This is a genomic window from Microbispora sp. NBC_01389 (assembly GCF_045040095.1).
Lineage (GTDB): Bacteria > Actinomycetota > Actinomycetes > Streptosporangiales > Streptosporangiaceae > Microbispora.
In genome coordinates this window covers 6,696,675-6,718,503 of the sequence record NZ_CP109552.1, presented here as the reverse complement: position 1 = coordinate 6,718,503, position 21,829 = coordinate 6,696,675, and the positions used below count along the sequence as shown (strand labels likewise).

Genomic DNA, 21,829 nt, shown 5'->3' with positions numbered 1-21,829 from the left:
TAGATGTAGGATCCATCGCGTCGCTGGTTCACCTCGGTGAGGCAAGAGGGAACCCGGTGTGAATCCGGGGCTGCCCCGCAGCGGTGAGCGGGAACGACCGCCGTCATTGGAGCACTGGTGCGCGAGCGCGCCGGGAAGCGACGGCCAGTAGGTCCGGCGGGCGTGTGTCCCGTCGGTCGCCCGCGAGCCCGAAGACCTGCCCGCGACCGCGCGCGGATCCACCGTGCGCGCCCGCGCCGTGCCCCGAGGGAGGGCCCGCCGCCCGTACGCCGTGCCGTCGCAGGCGTACGCCGCGGTGTGCCCTCCCCTCCGGCCGGCCGGGTCAGGAGACGAGGAGGAGAGGGCGACCGATGACGATCACCGACCCGGTCTCCGCGCCCGCGCGCCCCGGCGCCGGGGCGCGCGGCGCGGAGACGGCCGCGGATGTCTGGCGGGCCATCGAGGAGGCGGCGGCGGGGGTCGTCGCCGACCCGGAGAACTCCCGGCGGGCGGCGCGGCTGCTCGCGCGGGTCATCGAGGAGGAGACGGCGGGCCAGGGGGTGCGCGCCTTCTCCGAGTCGGTCGCGGCGGCCCACGCCGCCGGACTGCTGGGCGACGCCGTCGCCGCGTTCGTGGCCGACGAGGCCGCGGCGCTGGACGCGCTCATCGACCCGGCGGCCGACGACCGGTTCGAGTACTTCGGGCTGCGCACGGTCTACGACCGCTACCTGCTGCGGCACCCGGTCACGCGGCGGGTGCTCGAACGCCCGCAGCACTTCCTGCTGCGGGTGGCCTGCGGCCTGTCGGCGAGCGTCGGCGAGGCGGCCGAGCTGTACCGGCTGATGTCCGCGCTCGCCTACCTGCCCAGCTCGCCGACGCTGTTCAACTCCGGGGCGCTCCGCCCGCAGCTGTCGTCGTGCTTCCTGCTCGACTCGCCGCGCGACGAGCTGGAGAGCATCTACGAGCGGTACGGCCAGGTGGCCCGGCTGTCGAAGTACTCCGGCGGGATCGGCGTCGCCTGGACCCGGGTGCGCTCGCGCGGGTCGCTGATCCGGGGCACCAACGGCCTGTCCAACGGCATCGTGCCCTGGCTGCGCACGCTCGACGCGTCGGTGGCGGCGGTCAACCAGGGCGGCAGGCGGAAGGGAGCCGCCTGCGTCTACCTGGAGACCTGGCACGCCGACATCGAGGAGTTCCTGGAGCTCCGCGACAACACGGGCGAGGAGTCGCGCCGCACCCACAACCTGAACCTGGCCAACTGGGTGCCCGACGAGTTCATGCGCCGGGTCGAGGCGGACGGCGTGTGGTCGCTGTTCGACCCCAAGGACACTCCCGAGCTGACCGACCTGTGGGGCGAGGCGTTCGACGCCCGCTACCGGGAGCTGGAGGCGGCCGGGCGGTACGTCCGGCAGGTGCCCGCGCGCACCCTCTACGCCCGCATGATGCGCACCCTCGCCCAGACCGGCAACGGCTGGATGACCTTCAAGGACGCCGCCAACCGCGCCTCCAACCAGACCGCGCTGCCGCGCAACGTCATCCACCTGTCGAACCTGTGCACCGAGATCCTGGAGGTCACCAGCGACGGCGAGACCGCCGTGTGCAACCTCGGCTCGGTCAACCTCGCCGCCCACCTCACCCCCGAGGGGGACGCCGTCGACTTCGGCCGGCTGCGCGCCACGGTCCGCACCGCCGTACGGTTCCTCGACCGCACGATCGACCTCGGCTTCTACCCGACGCCCGAGGCGGAGGCGGCCAACCAGCGGTGGCGGCCGGTGGGCCTCGGCGTCATGGGCCTCGCCGACGTCTTCTTCGCGCTGCGCCTGCCGTTCGACTCGCCGGAGGCGCTGGCTCTCTCCACCCGGATCGCCGAGGAGATCGCGCTCGCGGCGTACGGCACCTCGGCCGACCTGGCGGCCGAACGCGGGCGCCACCCGGCGTACGAGGAGACGCGGGCGGCGGGCGGCGTCCTGCACCCCGACCACTACCCGTGCGCCCCGGCGCACCCGGAGGAGTGGGCGGCGCTGCGCGCGAGGATCGCGGAGACCGGGCTGCGCAACTCCCTGCTGGTCGCGATCGCGCCGACGGCCACGATCGCCTCGATCGCGGGCTGCTACGAGTGCGTCGAGCCGCAGGTGTCCAACGTCTTCAAGCGCGAGACGCTGTCGGGGGAGTTCCTCCAGGTCAACCGGTATCTCGTCCGCGATCTTCAGGCCCTCGGGCTGTGGACGCGGGCGACCCGCGACGCGATCAAGCTCCACGACGGCTCGATCCAGGACATCCCCACGATCCCCGGCGAGCTCAAGACGCTCTACCGCACCGCCTGGGAGCTGCCGCAGAAGGCGCTCGTCGACCTCGCCGCCGCGCGGCAGCCGTACGTCGACCAGTCGCAGTCGCTCAACCTCTTCATGGCCGCGCCCACCATCGGCAAGCTCTCGTCGATGTACGCCTACGCCTGGCGGTCGGGCCTGAAGACCACCTACTACCTGCGCTCCCGCCCGGCGACCAGGATCGCCCAGACGACCGTGCCGGCCGTCACTCCCGACACGGCGGTCACCCCCGACACCGCGGTCGCCTGCTCCCTTGAGAACCCCGAGATCTGCGAGGCGTGCCAATGAGAACGATGCTGCTCGACCCGGGCATGGACCTGACCCTCCGCCCGATGCGCTACCCCGGGTTCTACGAGAGGTACCGCGCGGCGATCCGGAACACCTGGACGGTCGAGGAGGTCGACCTCGCCTCCGACCTCGCCGACCTGGCGACGCTGGAGCCGGGGGAGCGGCATCTGATCAACCGCCTGGTGGCGTTCTTCGCGACCGGCGACTCCATCGTGGCCAACAACCTCGTGCTGAACCTCTACCAGCACGTCAACGCGCCCGAGGCGCGCCTCTATCTGAGCCGCCAGCTGTTCGAGGAGGCCGTGCACGTCCAGTTCTACCTGACCTTGCTGGACACCTACCTGCCCGACCACGACGAGCGGGTGAAGGCGTTCGCCGCCGTGGAGCACATCCCCTCGATCCGCGACAAGGCCGAGTTCTGCTTCCGCTGGATCGACTCGATCAGCGAGCTGTCGCGGCTGGAGACGCGGGCGGACCGGCGGGCCTTCCTGCTCAACCTCGTCTGCTTCGCCGCCTGCATCGAGGGATTGTTCTTCTACGGCGCCTTCGCCTACGTCTACTGGTTCCGTTCCCGAGGGCTGCTGGGCGGCCTCGCCACCGGCACCAACTGGGTGTTCCGCGATGAGTCCATGCACATGGAGTTCGCCTTCGAGGTGGTGGACACCGTACGCCGGGAGGAGCCGGACCTGTTCGACGACGAGCTGGCCGGCCAGGTCGTGCGGATGATGGAGGAGGCCGTCGCCGCCGAGCTGGCCTTCGCCCGCGACCTGTGCGGCGACGGCGCCGGCGGGATGACCGCGGAGAACATGCGGCGCTACCTGGAGTACGTCGCCGACCGCCGGCTCGCCCGGCTCGGCCTGCCCGCGCGGTACGGCACGGCCAACCCCTTCCCGTTCATGGAGTTCCAGGACGTGCAGGAGCTGGCGAACTTCTTCGAACGCCGGGTCTCGGCCTACCAGGTGGCGGTCGAGGGAGAGGTCGCCTTCGACGAAGCCTTCTGATCCTTGTTTAAGAGGGTTCCACTACCGGGCAAAGGGAACCCCATGACGACGAACGGGGGCGCCGTCACAGCGGCAGCGTGGAACTGGGCGACATTGGCGATCGCGGTGGCGGCGGCGATCGTGGCGGTGGAACTGGTCCGGCGGGTGCTGTCGCTGCTGCTGATCGCCTGCGTGACCTGGCTGCTGATCCAGGCGGCGTACGCGGTGACGGACGTGGTGCTCGACCGGCTCACCCGGATCGAGGGCGAGCGCAACCGCCGCGCCCGGCGCATCCGCACCCAGATCGCGCTGGTGCGCCGGGTGTCGGCGGCGGTCGTCGTCGTGATCGCGCTGGGCGCGATGCTGTTCACCTTCCCGCAGGTGCGGGCGCTGGGCGCGGGGCTGCTGGCCTCCGCCGGGATCGCCGGCGTGGTGGGCGGTATCGCGGCCCAGTCCACGCTCGGCAACATGCTGGCCGGGCTGCAACTCGCCTTCAGCGACGCACTGCGGCTCGACGACGTGGTCGTGGTGGAGGACGAGTGGGGCCGCATCGAGGAGCTGACCCTCACCTACGTGGCGCTGCGCCTGTGGGACGAGCGGAGGCTGATCCTGCCGGTGTCCCACTTCACCAGCAATCCCTTCCAGAACTGGACCCGGCACGAGAGCCGCATCCTCGGCAGCGTGTACCTCCGGGTGGACTGGTCGGTGCCGGTGGAGGAGGTGCGGGCCGAGCTGTACCGGGCGCTGCGCGACAACCCGCTGTGGGACCAGAAGGACTGGACGCTCCAGGTCACCGACGTCACCGCGAACGGGCTGGTCGAGCTGCGCGCGCTGATGAGCGCGGCCGACTCGGCCAGTGCCTGGGACCTGCGGTGCGACATCCGCGAGCACCTCGTGACGTTCATCCGCGAGAAGCACCCCGAGAGCCTGCCGCGCCTGCGCGTCGACGCCCCGGCTCCCTGACCGGCGTCAGGAGCCGCAGTCGCAGGAGCATCCGTCGCAGCAGCAGCCGTCACCGCAGCAGCACCCGTCCCCGCTACAGCACCCGTCCCCGCCGCAGCAGTCGCCCGAGCAGCAGTCGCAGCATCCCGAGCAGTCGGGGCAGTCGCAGCCGTCGCAGAAGCAGCGGTCGGTCCACGGCGCCTGCCGGTAGGGGCTCCACGGCGGCCGGTAGAGCCCGCACGTGACGAAGGTCGCCACCCCGGCCACCGCCGTGAAGGCGACGCACGGCGGCTCGCCGTGCTCCCCGGCGGGCCCCGCGAGGTGGTGCGGGCGGGTGGCCGACGGGGGAGTTCCGAAGGCGCGGGCGACGGCGCGGCGGGTCTCGCCGCACAGCAGCGCCTCGACGAGGTGGCGCTCCTCCAGGTCGAGGTCGGCCACGGCGAGGCGCAGCCCGTGCAGCGCCTCCTCGCACACCCGCCGCGCCTCGGCCGGGGAGGTGCCGGTCGCGTCGAGCGGGTTGAACGCCCCGCGGGCCCGGTCCTCGGCGAGGTCCTCCACCGCGTCGAGCACGTGCGCGAGGCGGCCGAAGAGACGACCGGCCTCACGCAGGCTCTCGGCGTTGCCCGGCCGCCCCGCGAGGACGGCCGTGTGCGCGAAGGCCGCCGCGGCGGCGGTCTCGGTGGGCTCGGTGAGGCCGAGCAGCGTACGGCCGGCGGACGCCTCCAGCAGCGCCTGGCGGCCGGAGACCTCGGTCAGGACGGCGGTGTCGAAGCCGATCGCCTCCCCGCCGCGGCGCGCGGCCGAGGTCCACGATGCGGCGGCCGCGCGCAGCGGGGCGCCGCGCACGCGCCGACCGGCGATCCCGTCCCCGTCGGCCGCGTGGTCGCGGATCTTCTCCGCGGCGAGGGCCAGGGAGACCACCGCGGCCAGGCGGGCGCCCCGGTCGGCCGAGGGCACCACCTCCGCCGGCCGGAAGCCGCGCAGGGCGCAGGGCCCGGCGGTCCGCCGGCTCGCCCCGGGGCGCACGCCTGCCTGCGCCTCGGTCAGGACGGACAGGACGAGACCGTCGTAGTTGGTGGCCGTCCGGGCGAGCTGCCCATGGTGGTCCCGCAGCGTCAGGCACAGCCCGCACAGGTGCGCGCGCCACGCCTCGTGGACCGACGGGCAGGAGTGCCGGGCACATGGCCGCAGGATCCCGAACACCCACACTCCCTGAGATCGCGCGTACGGGATCATCCCGTCGCGCCGTGATTATGCCATCAGGGGGCAGGCCCCGATGGCGGGCGGAAGGGGGTGAGCCGCACAATCGAGGAGTGGACGGTACCGACGGGTACGAACTGGGTCTCGACGCGCACGTGGCCACCCTGACGATCAACCGGCCGGAGAAGCGCAACGCCCTGAGCGCCGCGATGTGGCGGGCGCTTCCGGCCATCCTGGCGGACCTGGCGGCCGATCCGAAAGTGCGGGTCCTCATCCTTACCGGCGCGGGTAAAACTTTCTGCTCCGGTGCCGACATCTCGGAAATAAATGAGCTCGGAGATAAAGGAGATGACACAGGTCTGACCATCCTCGCGGAAGGCGCGCTATGCGCCTTTCCGAAACCCGCGATCGCGATGATCGAGGGCTACTGCGTCGGCGGCGGATGCCAGCTCGCGCTCGCCTGCGATCTGCGCATCGCCTCGGCCGGGGCCCGCTTCGGCGTCACCCCCGCCCGGCTCGGGGTCGTCTATCCGTTCAGCTCCACCCGGCGGCTGGCGGAGATCGCCGGACCGTCCACCGCGAAGCTGCTGCTCTTCTCCGCCGAGCTCATCGGCGCGGACCAGGCGCTGCGTACGGGCCTCGTGGACGAGGTCTGCCCGCCCGGCGGGCTGCGCGAGCGCGTGTACGGCCTGGCGGCCACCATTGCGGCCCGGTCCCGGTTGACGCTGACGGCGGCCAAGCGGGTCGTCGACGGCCGGGCGGACGAGGCGGAGGTGCTCGCCTGGCAGCGGGAGGCTCGCGAGAGCGGCGAATTGGCCGAAGGTCTCCGGGCATATCGGGAGGGGCGTTCCCCTGGATTCTCTTGGGATGCAAAATAGGCATAAACGGGACTCACAGTGGTAATGACCCTGTGAGGTGTGAGATGTCGCAGAATCCATTCGCCAAGTTCGCCCGTTGGCTGGGCCTCGACAGGAATCCGCTCCGACGCCGGTGCGACCGGGTCGAAGCGGTGGTCCGGCTCGCCGCGGTGCTGGGCGTCGTGGCCGCGGTCGTGTTCGGCGTGCTGCTGGGCGTCCGCGAGTACGGCGACGGGCTGAAGACCGAGGCCCGGCAGGCGCACGACCGGTATCAGGTGGTGGCCACGCTGAGCGGTGACGTGGCGACGCCCCGGCTGTCGGTGGCCGGAGCGGCGGTGGGCCACGCCCAGGCGGTGTGGCGGGCGCCCGACGGCACGCCCAGGTCCGGAGTGATCGAGGTCTCGCCGAGCGGCCGGGCGGGCGAGCCCGTGCGCATCTGGACCGACGCCAAGGGGGTGATCACCCCCCGGCCGCAGGACAGGGAGACCACGGTGGTCGCCGCGATGACCGTCGGCACGGGGGTGCCGCTGGCCGCCGCGGCGTTCCTCGCGTTGCTGGTGACCTGCACCCGCGTGGTCAACCAGAGGCGGGCCCGCCGGGTGTGGGAGGCCCAGTGGACCGTCGTCGAGCCCATGTGGCGCATCAACGGCCGCTGACCGGCCCCGCCCGGCCGGGCGCGTGACCGGGCAGCCGGACCGGGCAGCCGAGCGCGTGACCAGGCGCGGTCAGCGGTCGACGATCTCGTTCTTGCCGATCACCACCACGCCCTCGCCGGTCACCGCGAAGCGCTGGCGGTCGTACTCGGGGTCGAACCCGATGCGCGCGCCGTCGGGGATGACGACGTTCTTGTCGATGATGGCCTTGCGGACGATCGCGCCCCTGCCGACCTTGACGCAGCCCATCAGCACCGAGTCCTCGACGTGCGAGTGGGAGTGCAGGACCACGCCGGGCGAGAGGATCGAGCGCAGCGCCGTGCCGCCCGAGACGATGACCCCGGGCGACACCAGCGAGTCCAGCGCGTGCCCCACCCGGTCGCCCTCGTTGTGCACGAACTTCGCCGGCGGCAGCGGGTCGTGGCCCGAGTAGATCGGCCACCGGTCGTTGTAGAGGTTGAAGACCGGCTGGACCGAGACGAGGTCCATGCTGGCCTCGTAGTAGGCGTCGAGCGTCCCGACGTCACGCCAGTAGCCGCGGTCGCGCTCGGTGGACCCGGGCACCACGTTGTGCGCGAAGTCGTACACCTCGGCGCCGCCGCTCTTGACGAACATCGGGATGATGTTGCCGCCGAGGTCGTGCTTGCTGCCGGCGTCGAGCGCGTCCTCGCGCAGCGCCTCGATCAGCGACTGGGTTCTGAAGACGTAGTTGCCCATCGAGGCGAAGATCTGGTCGGGCGCGTCGGGCAGGCCCACCGCGTCCTTCGGCTTCTCGCGGAACGCCACGATCCGGCGGCCCGAGGGGTCGGCCTCGACGACCCCGAACTGGTCGGCCAGTTCGAGAGGCTGGCGGATCGCGGCCACGGTCACGTCCGCGCCCGAGTCGATGTGCTGCTCGACCATCTGGCGCGGGTCCATCCGGTAGATGTGGTCCGCGCCGAAGACGATCACATGGTCCGGCAGCTCGTCGTAGATCAGGTTGAGGTTCTGGAACAGCGCGTCGGCCGACCCGGAGAACCAGTGCGGCCCGAGCCGCTGCTGCGCGGGGACCGGCGTGACGTAGTTGCCGAGCATCGACGAGAGCCGCCAGGTGCGGGAGACGTGCCGGTCGAGACTGTGGTTCTTGTACTGGGTGAGCACCACGATCTGCAGATAGTTGGCGTTCGCCAGGTTCGACAGCACGAAGTCAACGAGGCGGTACATCCCGGCGAAGGGTACCGCGGGCTTGGCCCTGTCCGCGGTAAGCGGCATCAGCCGCTTCCCCTCACCACCCGCAAGTACGATCGCCAGGACCTTCATAGGCAGGACCTTAACCCGCCGAACGCCCAACAAACACCATGCGCACCGGCAAATAGTGAACATTTCGGTCGTGACCGGGCGTCGTGTGACCTCCCGGGCGCCCTGCCCGGCCACGCCCGGCCTAAGCTCCTCGTATGCGTGTCGATCTGCTGAGCCGTGAGTATCCGCCCGAGGTGTACGGCGGTGCCGGAGTCCATGTCGAGTACCTCGCGCGGGAGCTCCGCCGGCTGGCCGACGTCCGGGTGCGGTGCTTCGGCGCGCCGCGCGAGGAGCCGGGTGTCCGGGCGTACGCGGTGCCCGGCGGCCTGACCGGCGCGAACGCCGCTCTCCAGGTGCTCGGCGTCGACGTCGAGATGGCGGCCGGCTGCGAGGGTGCCGACGTCGTGCACAGCCACACCTGGTACGCCAACTTCGCGGGTCACGTCGCGAAGATGCTGTACGGCGTGCCGCACGTGGTCACCACGCACAGCCTGGAGCCGCTGCGCCCGTGGAAGGCCGAGCAGCTCGGCGGCGGCTACACGCTGTCGTCGTGGGCGGAGCGGACCGCGCTGCACGCCGCCGACGCGATCATCGCGGTCTCCGAGGGCATGCGCCGCGACGTGCTGACGGCCTACCCCGACGTCCCCGCGGACCGCGTGCAGGTGATCCACAACGGCATCGACACCGAGGAGTACGCGCCGTCGCGCGGCACCGGGGCGCTGATCCGGCACGGTATCGACCCGGCCGTGCCGTACGTCGTCTTCGTCGGCCGGATCACCCGGCAGAAGGGCCTGGTCCACCTGCTCCACGCGGCCCGGTCGTTCGCCCCCGAGGCGCAGATCGTGCTGTGCGCGGGCGCGCCGGACACCCCGGAGATCGCCGAGGAGGTCAGCGGGCTGGTCCGCGAGCTGTCGGCCTCCCGCAAGGGCGTGGTGTGGATCTCTGAGATGCTGCCCCGGCCCGAGGTGATCCAGATCCTGACCCACGCCGCCGTGTTCGTCTGCCCCTCGGTGTACGAGCCGATGGGCATCGTGAACCTGGAGGCGATGGCGTGCGAGACCGCCGTCGTCGCGACCGCGACGGGCGGCATCCCCGAAGTCGTCGCCGACGGCGAGACGGGCCTGCTCGTCCCGATCGACCAGGGGCGGGACGGCGAGCCGCGCGACCCCGAGGTGTTCGCCGCGGCGCTGGCCGAGCGGGTGAACGCGCTGCTCGGCGATCCCGGCCGCGCGGCCTCGATGGGCGAAGCCGGCCGCGTGCGCGCGGTCGAGCACTTCTCCTGGGCCCGCATCGCCGAGCGGACCCAGGCCCTCTACGCCGGGCTGACCGCGCTCTAGGCCGCCCTGGCGGGTTGCGGGAGGATCACCGTCACGCCGGCGGACGTCCCGGGCCGGGTCAGCACCTCCGGGGCGTCCTCCAGGCCGATCGTCCGGGTCACGAGCAGGTCGGGCCGGAGCACGCCCTCCGTGATCAGCTCCAGCATCGGGGGATAGGCGTGGGCGGCCATGCCGTGGCTGCCCGTGATCTCCAGCTCGTGCGCGATCACCCGGCCCATCGGCAGCGCGGTCTCCCCGGGCAGCAGGCCCACCTGCACGTGGCGGCCCCTCCGGCGCAGGCCCGCGATCGACGCGGCGCACGTCGCGGCGTCGCCCAGGGCGTCGACGGAGACCGCGGCCCCGCCGCCGGTCGCCACCCTGACCAGGGACGCCGACTCCTCCGGAGTGGAGCCGCCGGGGAGCAGGACGCACTCGGCCGCGCCGAACCGACGGGCCAGATCGAGCGCGGCGGGGGAGACGTCCACGGCGACGACGCGCGCCCCCACGGCGGCGCCGATCATCACGGCGGAGAGCCCGACCCCGCCGCAGCCGTGTACGGCGAGCCACTGGTCGGCCCGCACCCCGCCCCGCTCCACGACGGCCCGGAACGCGGTGGCGAACCGGCAGCCCAGGCTCGCCGCGGTGGCGAAGGACATGCCGGCGGGCAACGGGACGAGGTTCACGTCGGCGTGGTCGATCGCCACCAGTTCGGCGAACGATCCCCAGTGGGTGAAACCGGGCTGGGTCTGGCGCTCGCACACCTGCTGGTTGCCGCTCAGGCACTCGCGGCAGCGTCCGCAGGCGCAGATGAACGGCACCATCACCCGGTCGCCCGGCCGCCAGCCGGTCACCTCCGGGCCCGCCGTCTCCACCACCCCGGCCAGTTCGTGCCCCGGCACGTGCGGCAGCACGGTGATGTCCGCGTCGTGCCCCATCCACCCGTGCCAGTCGCTGCGGCACATCCCGGTCGCCTCGACCCTGATCACCACGCCGTGCGGCGGCGCGACCGGGTCCGCCACCCGGCGCACCTCGGGCCGCCCGCCGAACTCCTCGTACACCACCGCGCGCACTCCCCACTCCTTCCGTCGGCCGCAAACGTACTGCCACGTTCCGAGATCCCTACCGGCGAGTCTCCCGGCGCCGGCCGTACGCTGAAGCCGTGATTGCGATCGACGGGGTCGAGATGGCCTTCACCGACCGGCACGGCGGCGTGAGCACCGGGCCGTACGGCACGCGCAACCTCGGCGGGGCGGTGGGGGACGACCCGGCGGCGGTCGCCGAGAACCGCGCGAAGACCGCCGCCGAGCTCGGGCTCGACCGGGTGGTGTTCATGCGCCAGGTCCACGGGACGGACGTCGCCTACGCCGGCGCGCCGTTCGGGGCGGACCCGCCGGCCCTGGACGGGATCCTCACCGACCGGCCCGGGCTCGGGCTGGCGGTGCTGGTCGCCGACTGCGCGCCCGTGCTCCTGGCCGACCCGGTGGCCGGCCTGGTGGGCGGCGCGCACTCGGGACGGCCCGGCACCGAGGCGGGGGTGGTGCCCGCCCTGGTCGAGGCGATGGCGGCCCGGGGCGCCGAGCCGGCGCGGATGGTCGCCGTGATCGGGCCCTCGGCCTGCGGGCTGTGCTACGAGGTGCCGGAGGACCTGCGCGAGCGGGTGGCCGCCCGGGTGCCGGAGACGTGGTCGCGCACCCGGCGCGGCACGCCCGCGCTCGACATCCGGGCCGGGATCGCGGCCCAGCTCGCCCGCGCCGGGGTCGCCGACGTGCGGCACGACCCCCGGTGCACGATCGAGACGGCCGATCTCTACTCCTACCGCCGCGAGCGGGTCACCGGCCGCTTCGCCGGATACGTCTGGCTCACCGGTTCCTTCAGTCGATAGCCGGGCGCACAACTACTGAGCGTCCGCGGGGGCGCTCCCGGGGGCTTGCGGGACGCTTGCGGCGACTTGCGGCCGCTTCCCGCAAGCGGGTGTCAAGAGACGTGCAGGCGGGCGCGCCTATCAATAAGACGCATCCTCCCGGCGGCGACGGCCGGATCGGGAGATCCGAACAGCACCCGCACCCCGGACACCTCAGGAGATCGTCATGAAGCGCACCCTGCTCGGTCTGGCCGCCGCCACGATCGCCGGTCTGGCCGTCACCGCCCCCGTCACGCTCATGGCCGGCCCGGCCGCCGCGACCGGCGACTTCGGCCCGGACACCTGCCTCCAGGGCTACGTGTGGCGCGAGGCCCGCACCGGCGACGTCGTCTGCGTCACCTCGGCGACCCGGACCCAGACCCAGGCCGACAACGCCGCGAAGGCCTCCCGCTGGACCTCCGGCGCGTACGGCCCGCACACCTGCACGACCGGCTACGTCTGGCGCGAGGCCTTCACCGGCGACGACGTCTGCGTCACCCCGGCCGTCCGGTCGCAGGCCGCCGCCGACAACGGCAGGGCCGCCGACCGCAGGGTCTCGGCGCGGCTCTGGATCAGCCGCTACACCGTTCCGCCGGTGGACAACGGCGACGGCACCTCCACCAGCACCTCCGTCGACGACATCCCGCGCCTCAAGATCAACGGTGACCACTACAACCTCGGCCAGGTGCGCCTCTACATCCGGTACACCACCGGCAGGCTCTACTGGAGCGGCACGGTGAACGCGAGCGCCCACAGCGGCTACGCCGGCGGCAGCTTCGGCAAGAAGACCGGCGTGTTCGACTGCGCCGGGGCCGGCCGTCCGGCCAACGCCTACGCCCAGGCGCAGGACGTGATCTCCGGCCGCTGGTCGCCCCGGATCGCCGTCCGGGTCGGGTGCGCCGTCCTGTGACGGTACGCCCGCCGCGGCGGATGATGTTCCGAGCGCCGTGATCGGGGTAGTCGGTGGGCCTGCGGGGACCGCCGGAGGCCGGCCCGCGACCCGGCCCCCGGTGGTCCTCACCCCTGACGACGTGAGGACTCACATGGGAACCGCGACCCCGGTACCGGAGACCCGGAGCATGGGCGGCGAGGAGTTGTCGGCCGACGACGCCTACGTCGCGATGCGGCACTACGGCGGCTGGCACCTGATCCGCGACTCGTTCGTGCGCTTCAGGTACGGCGACGGCACGAGCAACGCCCGCGCGCTGGCGTTCCAGGTCTGCCTTGCGATCATCCCCGGCGCCATCGCGATCGTGGGGCTGAGCTCGGTCGTCCACCAGGAACAGCTGGGACGGCTGCTCGAGCTCACCCTGCGGCGGCTGACCCCGGGTGCCGGCTCGCAGGTGATCCGGGAGACGCTCGACCAGAGCCACCACGCCTCGGGTGCCGGGGGAAAGCTCGCGCTGTGGTTCGGTCTGCTGACCGCGCTGGTGGCGCTGACCACGGCCATGGGCCAGTTCGAGCGGGGGGCGAACCGCATCTACGGCATGGAGCGCGACCGGCCGTTCAAGGCGAAGTACGGCCGGGCGCTGCTGATGGCGGTCACGGCGGGCGTCTTCATGAGCGTCGGGTTCGTCATCCTGGTCGGCGGCGGGGCGGTCGGCGACGCGGCGGCCCAGGTGTACCACTGGAGCGACACGACGCAGCGCCTGTGGGGCTGGCTGCGCTGGCCGATCGGCTTCCTGCTCGCCGTGCTGTCGATCTCGGTCCTCTTCGGCTCCTCGCCCCGGCGCAAGCAGCCCGGCCACACCTGGCTGGCGGTCGGGGCGACGGTCGCGGTGCTGCTGTGGACCCTCTTCACCTGGCTGCTGGCCCTCTACACCGCGAGCAGCGGCACCTTCGGCGCGACGTACGGCCCGCTCACGGCGGTCATGGCACTGCTGCTGTGGTCGTTCCTGAGCTCGGTGGCCCTCTTCCTCGGCCTCGCCTTCAGCGCGCAGCTGGAGGCCTGCCGGGTGGGCTGCGGCGAGCCGGCCGCACCCGACCCCGGCACCACCGACCGGGTCCCGGAGCGGGAGCGGCAGCCGGTGGGGAGTGGCCGATGAACTGGTTGCGCAGGCGGTTCGATCCCCAGAGCAGGCTGGGCCTGCGGCTCACGGTGGCGGTCGCGGCACTGGCGCTGATCGGGGTGCCGTTCACGGTGCTTCTCGTCTTCGTGAAGACCTCCTTCGGGCCGCTCACCCGGATCGACGAGGGCGCGGCGCACAACCTGCACGCCTACGCGTACGCGAACCCGGGTTTCGCCCAGTTCATGCGGCTGGTCAGCGACGTCTTCCAGCCGTGGACCTGGCGCGTCGCCGTGGGCGCCGCGGTCGCGTGGCTTGTCTGGCGCCGCGCCTACAGCCTGGCTCTGTGGGCGGGCACCACGATCATCGTCGGCGGGCTGCTCGGCCTCGCGCTGAAGGTCGTGGTCGCGCGGGCCAGGCCGCACCTGCCCGACCCCGTCGCCATCGCCCCCGGCGCGTCGTTCCCCTCGGGGCACACGGTCAACGCCACGCTCGGGGCCGGGATCCTGCTGCTGCTCGTCCTGCCGCTCGTACGGCGACGCGGGCGCGTGGTCGCGTGGACGCTCGCGGTGCTGATCCCGCTGCTGGTCGGCTTCAGCCGGATCGCGCTCGGCGTCCACTGGTTCAGCGACGTCGTGGGCGGGCTGGTGGTCGGCGTGGCCGTGGTCGCGGTCACCTGCGCCGCCTTCGAGACCTGGCGAAGAGAGGTCGGACGCCGGCCCGCCCAGCCCTTACGGGAAGGCGTCGGGCCGGAGACGAAGAGGCAGATCACCCCCCAAGGAGGACGAGTTGGTCACCGTTCGTGAACGCCGCCCCGCCGCTGACACGCCGTCGTCCTCGACGGCGGCCGAGGTGGCCCGGCGCATCCTGCTTCCGCTCACGCTCATGGCCCTGGTCACCCTGGGGCTGGGCCTGCTGCTCACCAGGGTCCTGGAGCACTCGTCGCTCATCGCCCAGGACGAGGCGGTCAGCCGTGAGATCGCCCAGGAGCGCACGCCGTTCTGGAACACGATCACCCACTACGGCTCGATGCTGTCCGACACCCCGGTGATCATCGTGGTGACGACGATCATGGCCGTCCTCTTCCGGCTGGTCTACGGGCGCTGGAGGGAGTCGGTCTTCCTGGTGGCGGCCGTCTGCGCGCAGTCGGCGATCTTCCTGCTCGCCACCGTGTTCGCGCAGCGGGCCCGGCCGCACGTGCAGCACCTCGACCCCGCGCCGCCGACGTCCAGCTACCCCTCCGGTCACACCAGCGCGGCGGTGGCGTTCTACTGCGGGGTCGCCCTCGTGCTGACCCTGCACACGCACCGGCACACCATCCTGAAGGCGCTGTGGTGGCTGCTCGGCGCGGGGGCCGCCCTCACGGTCGGCCTTTCCCGGCTCTATCGGGGCATGCACCACCTGACCGACGTGAGCTGGGGCTGGGTGCTCGGGATCTTCTGCGTGTTCGTGCTCGCCCAGGCCCTGCTGATCCGGCCGGTCATGGCGTCGCGGCGGGCCTCGTCGAAGCGGACCGCCCACGACGCCGCCCCGGCCTGAGCCGATCAGCCGGGCCGGTCAGTAGGGCCGGAGTCGTGCCGGGGTCGTGCGGGTCAGGCGGACAGGCCGGTGAGGCGGCAGGCGTCCGCCCAGCGGGCCGGGTCGACCCCCGGCCCGGCGACCGGCCCGGCCGGCTCGGCGCCGCCGTGCAGCAGCGCCCGGCAGTCCTCGATCGCGCCGGCCAGCAGGTCGCGCAGCAGCGTGTCGGGGTCGGGCACGCACGCCTGCGCGACGCCCCTGACCGCGAGCTGCACCGTGTTCGGCGCGGCGTACCTGCGGAAGCCCTTGGGCGAGACGCGGACTCCGCGCCCGAAGTCGCGGGCCCAGCGGGCGGCCTCGGGCACCTGCGCCAGCGCCTCCCTGCTGCGCGGGTCGAGGTCGCGGGGCGACCGGCCCTCCACCTCGGCGAGCACGTGCTCGGCCGAGAAGATCGAGACGGCCATCGCGAGCTGACGCTCGTGCGCGACGACGGGCAGCGCGGCCGTGGCGGCGCACAGCGCGATCCGCGCGTCGAGGCGCGGATCGTCGCCCGTCAGGCCGATGACGGACGGGATCAGCCCGGCCAGCCGCGGCCGGGCGGCGTCCGAGGTGTGGTCGTTGACGAGGCGGGCGAGCCCGGCGAGCAGCGGATGCGTGCACGTCGGGTGGTCGCTCCACCGTTCACCGGCGAGGTAGGACGCGAACTCCATGAAGCAGGCGCCCTTGCTGGGATTGCGATGCTTGCCACGAGACAACATGGGCATCGCTGCGGGCATGTCACCGTGCACGGCTACTCCACCGAAATCGCCTGTCGTGTCTCTTTCAGTGTGCGCCCGGCGCCGTGCGTTGAGAAGAACCCTTGCCCGGACTTGTCTCGATGGATCAGAGCCCGGGTGGGTCAGGTCGGAACCAGAGGTGGAGACGGGATTTGAACCCGTGTAGACGGCTTTGCAGGCCGTTGCCTCGCCTCTCGGCCACTCCACCAGAGTGAGGCCCGGAAGTGCGGCCCCTCGGAGCGGAAGACGGGATTCGAACCCGCGACCCTCACCTTGGCAAGGTGATGCTCTACCACTGAGCCACTTCCGCGCCCGCCTTGCGGCGACGTCGCTACTGTACCGGGTTTTCCGCTCGTGTGCGTACTCAGAACGGCCGTGCCGCCGGTCTGCGGAACGCGCGGTCGGCTCCGCGCTCGATCGCGGGGAGGGTCAGGAAGATCTCCACGATCCGGGTGAACCGGTGCACCTCGTTGCGGTGGAAGGCCGGTCCCTCGGCCCTGGCGAGCATCAGGGTGAGCGCCAGCGGAGGCAGCGGCGCGACGATCACATGCAGGCCGGACGGGAGCGTCGAGGCCGCCGGGCGGGACGGCGTCTCCTCGGGGAAGGGCACCTCCTCCGGCGCCCGCCAGCTGGAGTAGACGGTGACGCGCGGGTCCTTCTCGGTCGCCGCGGCGGCCCAGTCGGCGCTGAACAGGACCGGCATGGAGTCGATCAGAGTCGCCAGCGCGCGGTCGCCCGCGGTGCTGAGGAACTTGAGGATCTCCAGCTCCGGATAGGTGCCGGGGGCCTCCCGCGTGCTCCAGACCCCCTCGATCCGGACTCCCTCCACGTCGTCGAGGGCCCGTACGAGGTCGTCCCGGGGCGCGGCGTCCGGCCAGTAGACGGTGAAGTCGTCGAGCGCGCGGCCGTCGCCCCGGTCGAGAACGGTCACCTGGGTGATGTCGGCGCCCGCGGCGCCGAGGGCCCCGGTCACCTGGCCCAGCGCGCCAGGCCGGTCCGGCAGGGCGATTCTCAGGCGCAGCAGCATGACGACCTCCCCACGATTGGTCCAGGTCAGATTAACCGGGACAAAAGCCCTCCGTCCACGATCTTGTACGGCTCACGGCCGGCGGCGGGGAGAATGTATGGGTGAGAATCGGCGCGCTCGAGGTCTGGCCTCCCGTGGTGCTCGCTCCCATGGCGGGCATCACGAACATCGGTTTCCGCACCCTGTGCCGGGAGCAGGGTGGCGGCCTGTTCGTGTCCGAGATGATCACCTCGCGGGCGCTGGTCGAGCGGGTGCCGCTGACGTTCCAGATGATCCGGTTCGGCCCGCACGAGTCGCCCCGCAGCATCCAGCTCTACGGCGTCGATCCCGCGATCATCGGCAAGGCCGCGCGGATGATCGCCGAAGAGGATCTGGCGGACCACATCGACCTGAACTTCGGCTGCCCGGTGCCCAAGGTCACCCGCAGGGGCGGGGGCTCCGCCCTGCCGTACAAGCGGAACCTGCTGCGCGCCATCCTGCGGGAGGCGGTGGCCGGCGCCGGGCCGCTGCCGGTGACCATGAAGATGCGCATGGGCATCGACGAGGACCATCTGACGTACGTTGAGGCGGGCCGGATCGCGGTGGAGGAGGGCCTCGCCGCCGTCGCCCTGCACGCCCGCACGGCCCGCCAGCACTACGGCGGCACCGCGCACTGGGACGCGATCAAGCGGCTGAAGGACGCGGTGCCGGAGGTCCCGGTGCTCGGCAACGGCGACATCTGGAGCGCCGACGACGCGGTGCGGATGGTCGCCGAGACCGGCTGCGACGGCGTGGTGATCGGCCGGGGCTGCCTGGGGCGGCCCTGGCTGTTCCGCGACCTCGACCTGGCCTTCGAGGGGTCGCCGGAGCGGACCCGGCCCGCCCTGGGCGAGGTCGGCGCGATGATGCTGCGCCACGCCGAGCTGCTCTGCGAGGTCATCGGCAGCGAGCGGCACGGCCTGGCCGACTTCCGCAAGCACGTCGGCTGGTATCTCAAGGGCTTCGTGGTCGGCGCCGAGACCCGCCGTGCCCTCACCTCGGTCGACACCCTGCCCGAGATGGCCGAGCGGGTCGCCGAACTGGACGCCGGCCAGCCGTGGCCGGACCAGGCCGACGGCCCGCGCGGCAAGAGCGGCGAGAGGTCCAAGGTGTCGCTGCCGCACAACTGGCTCGACGACCCCGACGACATGACGATCCCCGGCGCCGGCGCGGAGGACCCCACCTCCGGCGGCTGAGCCGCACCGGTTCAGAAGCCGGACAGGTCCGGCGCCCCGGTGACGGGCCCCAGCATGCGGGGGAGTACGGCGCGCAACTCGGCGGCCGTCTCCGGCGGCAGGTCGAGGCGGACCTCGAACACCGTCTCGGTCCCCATCAGGTCGGCGGCCTCCGGCGTGAGCTCCAGCCGGAGCGCGGAGCCGTCCAGCGTGACGGACAGCAGGCCCTCACCGGTCCCGCGCATGCCGTCGCGGCCGACGTACCAGGTGTCCCGGGAGGTCGAGACCATCAGGAACGGGGAGTCCGGATCGCCGTCCCGCTCCGCGAGAAAGACCAGCTGACCGCCGGGCTCCCGGCTGCAGGCCATGACGTGGGCGGTCATGGTCGTGTCCGGCACGTAGTCCAGCGCTCCGCTGATCGGCAGCGGCTGTAGCCTGCGGTGCTCGCCGGGGTCGTGGCGCCATCCCTCGTACCGTTCGCCGTAGGTGAAGGGGAGGGGGAGGGGCGGGGCGGTCGGCAGCGCGGCGAGCAGCCAGCCGGGCGGCGTCTCGCGGGAGAACGTGGTCAGCTCCGCCAGCGCCGCCGTCGCGGGCACGTCCGCGAACGGCTGCGCCGAGGAGTCGACCCGGCCGGCGTACCGCCTGCTGCGGGGTTCGAACGCCAGTTCGCAGGTGAACCAGGTGCCGGCGCCGGCCCGGTAGGACAGCTCACGCAGGCGCCGGAAGGGCTCCCGCATGCCCTCGGCGGGGATCTCGCGGCCGTCGCGCAGCAGGGTGGTCACGGCGTGCGAGCCCACCTCGGCATGCCGTACGACCAGTCGTGACCAGCCCGGAGCGGCGGCGGCACGGGCGAGATCGCCGATCGCCACGCGCATGGCGTGGCCCTCGTCGTGGCGGGTGAGCCAGTTGCCGGTTCTCATGGTCATCCTTCCTGGCCGGTGCCGCCGGTGAGCTGGGAGTGGAGCCGGCGGACCTCCCGCAGTAGGCCGCTGTGCCCCTTGCGGGCGGCCGTGTCGCGCACCTCGGGGATCTCGCCGCGGGCGCCACACCATTCGGCCGCCATCCTCGCGAGTGTGACGAACCCGGTCAGGCCACCCCGCGGGCGCTCGCCCGGCGCGGGCAGCAGCGCGGGCAGCGCCGCGGCGGCGATCCGCCACACCTGATCGTGCCCGCCCCGCCTGGCCACCTCGTCGAGCGCGGCGACCATGTCGATCATCCTGACCTCGCCGCTGACCAGCAGCAGGCCCGTCTGGCGGCCGATCTCGGCCGTGGGCAGTTCGCCACGCGCGGCGACCTCCAGCAGCACGTCGACCGGCTCCTGCGTGTTCCGGTCGCCCAGGGCGCGGGCGAGCACCGTGGCGAACGCCGGCCCCGCCGGTCCCTCGGCCCGGGCGAGAGGGCGGGCCTGCGCGCGGACGGCGGGCCCGTGCCAGTAGCGCTGCAGCAGGTGCGGCGTGAGGTACGCGGCGGCGACCTCGCGGTGTGAGGGCAGCATCGAGGGCCACCAATGGACGTGCTCGGACTCGGACCAGTGGCTCGGCACGCTCAGCACCAGGTCGATCAGCGGCAGGCCGGTGGGCGCGGCGACGGCCGCGGGGACCAGGCGGACTTCGTGCGTGTGGCTCTGGTCGCGCCAGTCGAGGGGGCACTGGTTGCCCCGTGTGCAGGTCCAGTCCACCGTGACGTGGGCCTCCGGGCAGGTCCACCCGGCGACGATCCCGCCCGCCGCGGACGTCAGGCGGGCCGCGCGCTCCGCCGCCTCGGGGTCGGGGGTGCGGGGCAGGCGCAGCAGCGCCTGCTGGAGGTCGGCGGCCAGCGGCTTGGCGCCGGCCGCTTCGATCACCTCCAGCCGCCGGACCAGCTCGGCCGCGGCCACGTGGCCGGTGTCGTGCGTGGGCGTGGCCAGCAGCAGCGGGGGCAACGTGTCCTCCTCGACGGCCCGCAGGATCTCGGCCGCGCGGTGCAGCAGGAGCAGGTCAGGGGCGGCCAGGCCTCTGCCGGGCAGGAAACGCCGCCAGGCGTGCCGGGTCAGGGTGCTTCCGGTCAGGGCGGTGGCGGCGCCCCGCAGCCACTGCTCGCCCCGGGGCCAGGTCTCCTGTGAGTAGGTCCAGATGTGCTCGTCGGTCAGCCGGTCACGCGTCGCGGCCACCAGCCCCGGCCGGTCGCGGCCGGCGAGCAGGACGAACCCGGCGAGCAGCCGCTCCCACGCCTGCCAGGAGTCCGTCCATCCCGCGATCGACTGACTGAGCTCCTCCGCCGACTCGATCGGGGGCTCGACGGCGCTGGCGCGTTCGGGCGCGGGCGGCAGCGACGGCGGCGTGAACACGGGCTCGGCCTCGGCCACCGCGCCACCCGCGAACGCCGCGGCGGCCCGCCTGCCGAGCGCGGGCGGGAGGAAGGCGATCGCCGCACGGATGGCGGCCCGGCCCTCCTCGCCCATGCCGTCCGCGTGCGCCACGGCCAGCTCGACGGCCGTCTCCTGCAGCTCCGCGGAGTCGGCGGCGAACGCGCGGGCCAGCGGTGCGGCGATCACCCCGGCCAGTGCCGGAGTGCGCTTCACGGAACGGGTGAGCCACGACAGCCCGGCCCGCACCAGCGTGCGCTCGGGCCGGAACAGCAGGCCGTCCCACGCTTCGGCGAGGTCGTCGGCGGGCAGATCGGCGCAGGACCGCAGGCGCTTCACGGCCAGTTCGGCGACCGGCCCGGGCGCCGCGGGCAGCAGATGCAGGTAATCGCGGACGTGGCAGGAGGCCTCGGCGGGCGAGGGGTCGAGTGCCTCGTGCAGGCGGACGAAGAACCGCAGGTCGGCCGGGGTGCCGCCGCGGAGGAAGCGGCGCACGCAGCCGTCGATGAGCGCCTCGCGCTTAACCCGGCCGGCCTCGGCCAGATCCGTCAGCGCGCCCAGCCAGCCCCTCCCCGGCTCCCTGTCCCACTGCAGCGTCCGGCCGACGCCCTCGGCCTCGAACAGACGCGGCAGCAGGTGATCGAGCAGCGGGTCCTCGCCCAGGCGCGCCGGGCCCCGATCCGCCCATCCGGCCACCAGCGGATCATGCGGGGGCGGTTCGATCCCGGTCTCGCGGAGCAGGGCCAGCGCGAGCTCCACGCCGCGGTCGTCGGCGGCGCGCAGGCGGAGCACCAGCCGCTCGGCCAGATCCGCCCGCCAGGCGGCGGGCCGGTCGGCGAGCACCGCCAGGATGAGATCGACGTCGTTGTCGGCGCCGCCCCACCGGGGCGCGAGGTCACGCCGGTACAACCAGGACGCCACGGCCGCCGCGCCGCCGAGGCAGCCGGCGCCCGCCACCCGCAGGCCGACCCGGTAGCCGGACAGGCCGTCGTCCCACCGATCGACGCCGCGCAGTTCCTTCAGCAGCTCCGGCAGCCTGGCCGCGACCTCCTTGCGGCCCTCGTCGCCGAGCGTCCTGACCCTCTCGGCCAGCCGGTCGGCGCGCCTCGTCACGATCAGTTTCCTGATCTCGCCCCAGTGATCATCCATGCCTGGGGACACTAGACAGTCGTACCGACAAATCCCGGGCCCGGCCTCCGAACCGCTCGGAGAGTTCCCCGCCGACTCCCGCGCTGTTCGGGGAGT

19 protein-coding genes, 2 tRNA genes and 1 riboswitch are annotated in these 21,829 nt (G+C 73.0%); of the genes, 12 read left to right on the top strand and 9 right to left on the bottom strand.

The window, feature by feature from the left end:
• Positions 1–7: 7 nt before the first annotated feature.
• Positions 8–219, top strand: a riboswitch (cobalamin riboswitch).
• Between the two features lie 131 nt (positions 220–350).
• From OG344_RS29660 to OG344_RS29650, 3 genes are read left to right on the top strand one after another with little or no spacing between them, the layout of a single operon-like run.
• Positions 351–2,594, top strand: a complete 2,244-nt coding sequence (locus OG344_RS29660) for a ribonucleoside-diphosphate reductase subunit alpha (protein ID WP_405085904.1) — start codon at positions 351–353, stop codon at positions 2,592–2,594.
• Positions 2,591–3,595 carry a ribonucleotide-diphosphate reductase subunit beta gene (locus tag OG344_RS29655; protein ID WP_225311167.1) on the top strand — a complete coding sequence of 335 codons (1,005 nt, stop codon included), beginning with the start codon at positions 2,591–2,593 and terminating at the stop codon, positions 3,593–3,595. The genes OG344_RS29660 and OG344_RS29655 overlap by 4 nt, the downstream gene beginning before the upstream one ends.
• Before the next feature lie 42 nt (positions 3,596–3,637).
• Positions 3,638–4,537: a mechanosensitive ion channel family protein gene (locus OG344_RS29650; RefSeq protein ID WP_405085903.1), complete on the top strand. Its 900-nt coding sequence runs from the start codon at positions 3,638–3,640 to the stop codon at positions 4,535–4,537.
• Positions 4,538–4,543: 6 nt separating this feature from the next.
• Here OG344_RS29650 and OG344_RS29645 read toward each other — a convergent pair whose 3' ends face one another.
• Positions 4,544–5,719: a DUF5685 family protein gene (locus tag OG344_RS29645; protein ID WP_405085902.1), complete on the bottom strand. Its 1,176-nt coding sequence runs from the start codon at positions 5,717–5,719 to the stop codon at positions 4,544–4,546.
• A 110-nt stretch (positions 5,720–5,829) separates the two neighbouring features.
• On the opposite strand from OG344_RS29645, the gene OG344_RS29640 reads away from it, so the two are divergent.
• Positions 5,830–6,594, top strand: a complete 765-nt coding sequence (locus OG344_RS29640) for an enoyl-CoA hydratase/isomerase family protein (protein WP_405085901.1) — start codon at positions 5,830–5,832, stop codon at positions 6,592–6,594.
• A 44-nt stretch (positions 6,595–6,638) separates the two neighbouring features.
• The gene (locus OG344_RS29635) at positions 6,639–7,229 is read left to right on the top strand and encodes a hypothetical protein (protein ID WP_405085900.1); all 591 of its coding nucleotides are present in this window, start codon (positions 6,639–6,641) and stop codon (positions 7,227–7,229) included.
• A gap of 69 nt (positions 7,230–7,298) precedes the next feature.
• On the opposite strand, the gene glgC is transcribed toward OG344_RS29635, so the two are convergent.
• Complete coding sequence (gene glgC / locus OG344_RS29630; RefSeq protein WP_405085899.1) at positions 7,299–8,588, bottom strand: glucose-1-phosphate adenylyltransferase; 1,290 nt, start codon at positions 8,586–8,588, stop codon at positions 7,299–7,301.
• A gap of 71 nt (positions 8,589–8,659) precedes the next feature.
• On the opposite strand from glgC, the gene glgA reads away from it, so the two are divergent.
• Positions 8,660–9,841: a glycogen synthase gene (gene glgA, locus OG344_RS29625; RefSeq protein WP_405085898.1), complete on the top strand. Its 1,182-nt coding sequence runs from the start codon at positions 8,660–8,662 to the stop codon at positions 9,839–9,841.
• Here glgA and OG344_RS29620 read toward each other — a convergent pair.
• The gene (locus OG344_RS29620) at positions 9,838–10,890 is read right to left on the bottom strand and encodes a zinc-dependent alcohol dehydrogenase family protein (RefSeq protein WP_405085897.1); all 1,053 of its coding nucleotides are present in this window, start codon (positions 10,888–10,890) and stop codon (positions 9,838–9,840) included. The genes glgA and OG344_RS29620 overlap by 4 nt on opposite strands.
• 113 nt (positions 10,891–11,003) lie before the next feature.
• On the opposite strand from OG344_RS29620, the gene pgeF reads away from it, so the two are divergent.
• The 5 genes from pgeF (at position 11,004) to OG344_RS29595 (ending at position 15,265) form a co-directional block, all read left to right on the top strand.
• Positions 11,004–11,702: a peptidoglycan editing factor PgeF gene (pgeF, locus tag OG344_RS29615; RefSeq protein ID WP_405089197.1), complete on the top strand. Its 699-nt coding sequence runs from the start codon at positions 11,004–11,006 to the stop codon at positions 11,700–11,702.
• Positions 11,703–11,907: 205 nt separating this feature from the next.
• A complete protein-coding gene (locus OG344_RS29610; RefSeq protein ID WP_327046513.1) occupies positions 11,908–12,630 on the top strand; it encodes a hypothetical protein in 723 nt (240 codons plus the stop codon).
• Positions 12,631–12,763: 133 nt separating this feature from the next.
• Positions 12,764–13,765, top strand: a complete 1,002-nt coding sequence (locus OG344_RS29605) for a YihY/virulence factor BrkB family protein (RefSeq protein WP_405085896.1) — start codon at positions 12,764–12,766, stop codon at positions 13,763–13,765.
• A complete protein-coding gene (locus OG344_RS29600) occupies positions 13,762–14,532 on the top strand; it encodes a phosphatase PAP2 family protein (protein ID WP_405085895.1) in 771 nt (256 codons plus the stop codon). Before OG344_RS29605 ends, OG344_RS29600 begins: the two co-directional genes overlap by 4 nt.
• Complete coding sequence (locus OG344_RS29595; protein WP_405085894.1) at positions 14,516–15,265, top strand: phosphatase PAP2 family protein; 750 nt, start codon at positions 14,516–14,518, stop codon at positions 15,263–15,265. The genes OG344_RS29600 and OG344_RS29595 overlap by 17 nt, the downstream gene beginning before the upstream one ends.
• A gap of 53 nt (positions 15,266–15,318) precedes the next feature.
• Here the strand turns inward: OG344_RS29595 and OG344_RS29590 are convergent, their stop codons facing one another.
• The 4 genes from OG344_RS29590 to OG344_RS29575 all read right to left on the bottom strand — a co-directional run bounded on the left by OG344_RS29590 (position 15,319) and on the right by OG344_RS29575 (position 17,047).
• On the bottom strand, positions 15,319–16,008 hold the full coding sequence (locus tag OG344_RS29590; RefSeq protein WP_405085893.1) for a hypothetical protein: 690 nt from the start codon (positions 16,006–16,008) through the stop codon (positions 15,319–15,321).
• Between the two features lie 149 nt (positions 16,009–16,157).
• A tRNA-Cys gene (locus tag OG344_RS29585) sits at positions 16,158–16,228 on the bottom strand.
• A 30-nt stretch (positions 16,229–16,258) separates the two neighbouring features.
• Positions 16,259–16,330: transfer RNA gene (locus OG344_RS29580), tRNA-Gly, on the bottom strand.
• Between the two features lie 54 nt (positions 16,331–16,384).
• Positions 16,385–17,047 (bottom strand): ACT domain-containing protein, encoded by a 663-nt coding sequence (locus OG344_RS29575; protein ID WP_405085892.1) that lies wholly within the window; start codon positions 17,045–17,047, stop codon positions 16,385–16,387.
• A gap of 101 nt (positions 17,048–17,148) precedes the next feature.
• Between OG344_RS29575 and dusB the strand changes: the two genes are divergently transcribed.
• The gene (gene dusB, locus OG344_RS29570) at positions 17,149–18,261 is read left to right on the top strand and encodes a tRNA dihydrouridine synthase DusB (RefSeq protein WP_405085891.1); all 1,113 of its coding nucleotides are present in this window, start codon (positions 17,149–17,151) and stop codon (positions 18,259–18,261) included.
• Between the two features lie 11 nt (positions 18,262–18,272).
• On the opposite strand, the gene OG344_RS29565 is transcribed toward dusB, so the two are convergent.
• Positions 18,273–19,160: a hypothetical protein gene (locus OG344_RS29565; protein ID WP_405085890.1), complete on the bottom strand. Its 888-nt coding sequence runs from the start codon at positions 19,158–19,160 to the stop codon at positions 18,273–18,275.
• A 2-nt stretch (positions 19,161–19,162) separates the two neighbouring features.
• On the bottom strand, positions 19,163–21,733 hold the full coding sequence (locus OG344_RS29560; protein WP_405085889.1) for a DUF6493 family protein: 2,571 nt from the start codon (positions 21,731–21,733) through the stop codon (positions 19,163–19,165).
• Positions 21,734–21,829 lie beyond the last annotated feature (96 nt).

What these genes read in the sequence shown, in the direction of transcription:
- OG344_RS29660 (WP_405085904.1), top strand. Translation starts at nt 351, where the DNA reads ATGACGATCACCGACCCGGTCTCCGCGCCCGCGCGCCCCGGCGCCGGG.
- OG344_RS29655 (WP_225311167.1), top strand. Translation starts at nt 2,591, where the DNA reads ATGAGAACGATGCTGCTCGACCCGGGCATGGACCTGACCCTCCGCCCG.
- OG344_RS29650 (WP_405085903.1), top strand. Translation starts at nt 3,638, where the DNA reads ATGACGACGAACGGGGGCGCCGTCACAGCGGCAGCGTGGAACTGGGCG.
- OG344_RS29635 (WP_405085900.1), top strand. Translation starts at nt 6,639, where the DNA reads ATGTCGCAGAATCCATTCGCCAAGTTCGCCCGTTGGCTGGGCCTCGAC.
- glgC (WP_405085899.1), bottom strand. Translation starts at nt 8,588, where the DNA reads ATGTTCACTATTTGCCGGTGCGCATGGTGTTTGTTGGGCGTTCGGCGG.
- glgA (WP_405085898.1), top strand. Translation starts at nt 8,660, where the DNA reads ATGCGTGTCGATCTGCTGAGCCGTGAGTATCCGCCCGAGGTGTACGGC.
- pgeF (WP_405089197.1), top strand. Translation starts at nt 11,004, where the DNA reads ATGGCCTTCACCGACCGGCACGGCGGCGTGAGCACCGGGCCGTACGGC.
- OG344_RS29610 (WP_327046513.1), top strand. Translation starts at nt 11,908, where the DNA reads ATGAAGCGCACCCTGCTCGGTCTGGCCGCCGCCACGATCGCCGGTCTG.
- OG344_RS29605 (WP_405085896.1), top strand. Translation starts at nt 12,764, where the DNA reads ATGGGAACCGCGACCCCGGTACCGGAGACCCGGAGCATGGGCGGCGAG.
- OG344_RS29600 (WP_405085895.1), top strand. Translation starts at nt 13,762, where the DNA reads ATGAACTGGTTGCGCAGGCGGTTCGATCCCCAGAGCAGGCTGGGCCTG.
- OG344_RS29590 (WP_405085893.1), bottom strand. Translation starts at nt 16,008, where the DNA reads ATGCCCATGTTGTCTCGTGGCAAGCATCGCAATCCCAGCAAGGGCGCC.
- OG344_RS29575 (WP_405085892.1), bottom strand. Translation starts at nt 17,047, where the DNA reads ATGCTGCTGCGCCTGAGAATCGCCCTGCCGGACCGGCCTGGCGCGCTG.
- OG344_RS29565 (WP_405085890.1), bottom strand. Translation starts at nt 19,160, where the DNA reads ATGAGAACCGGCAACTGGCTCACCCGCCACGACGAGGGCCACGCCATG.
- OG344_RS29560 (WP_405085889.1), bottom strand. Translation starts at nt 21,733, where the DNA reads ATGGATGATCACTGGGGCGAGATCAGGAAACTGATCGTGACGAGGCGC.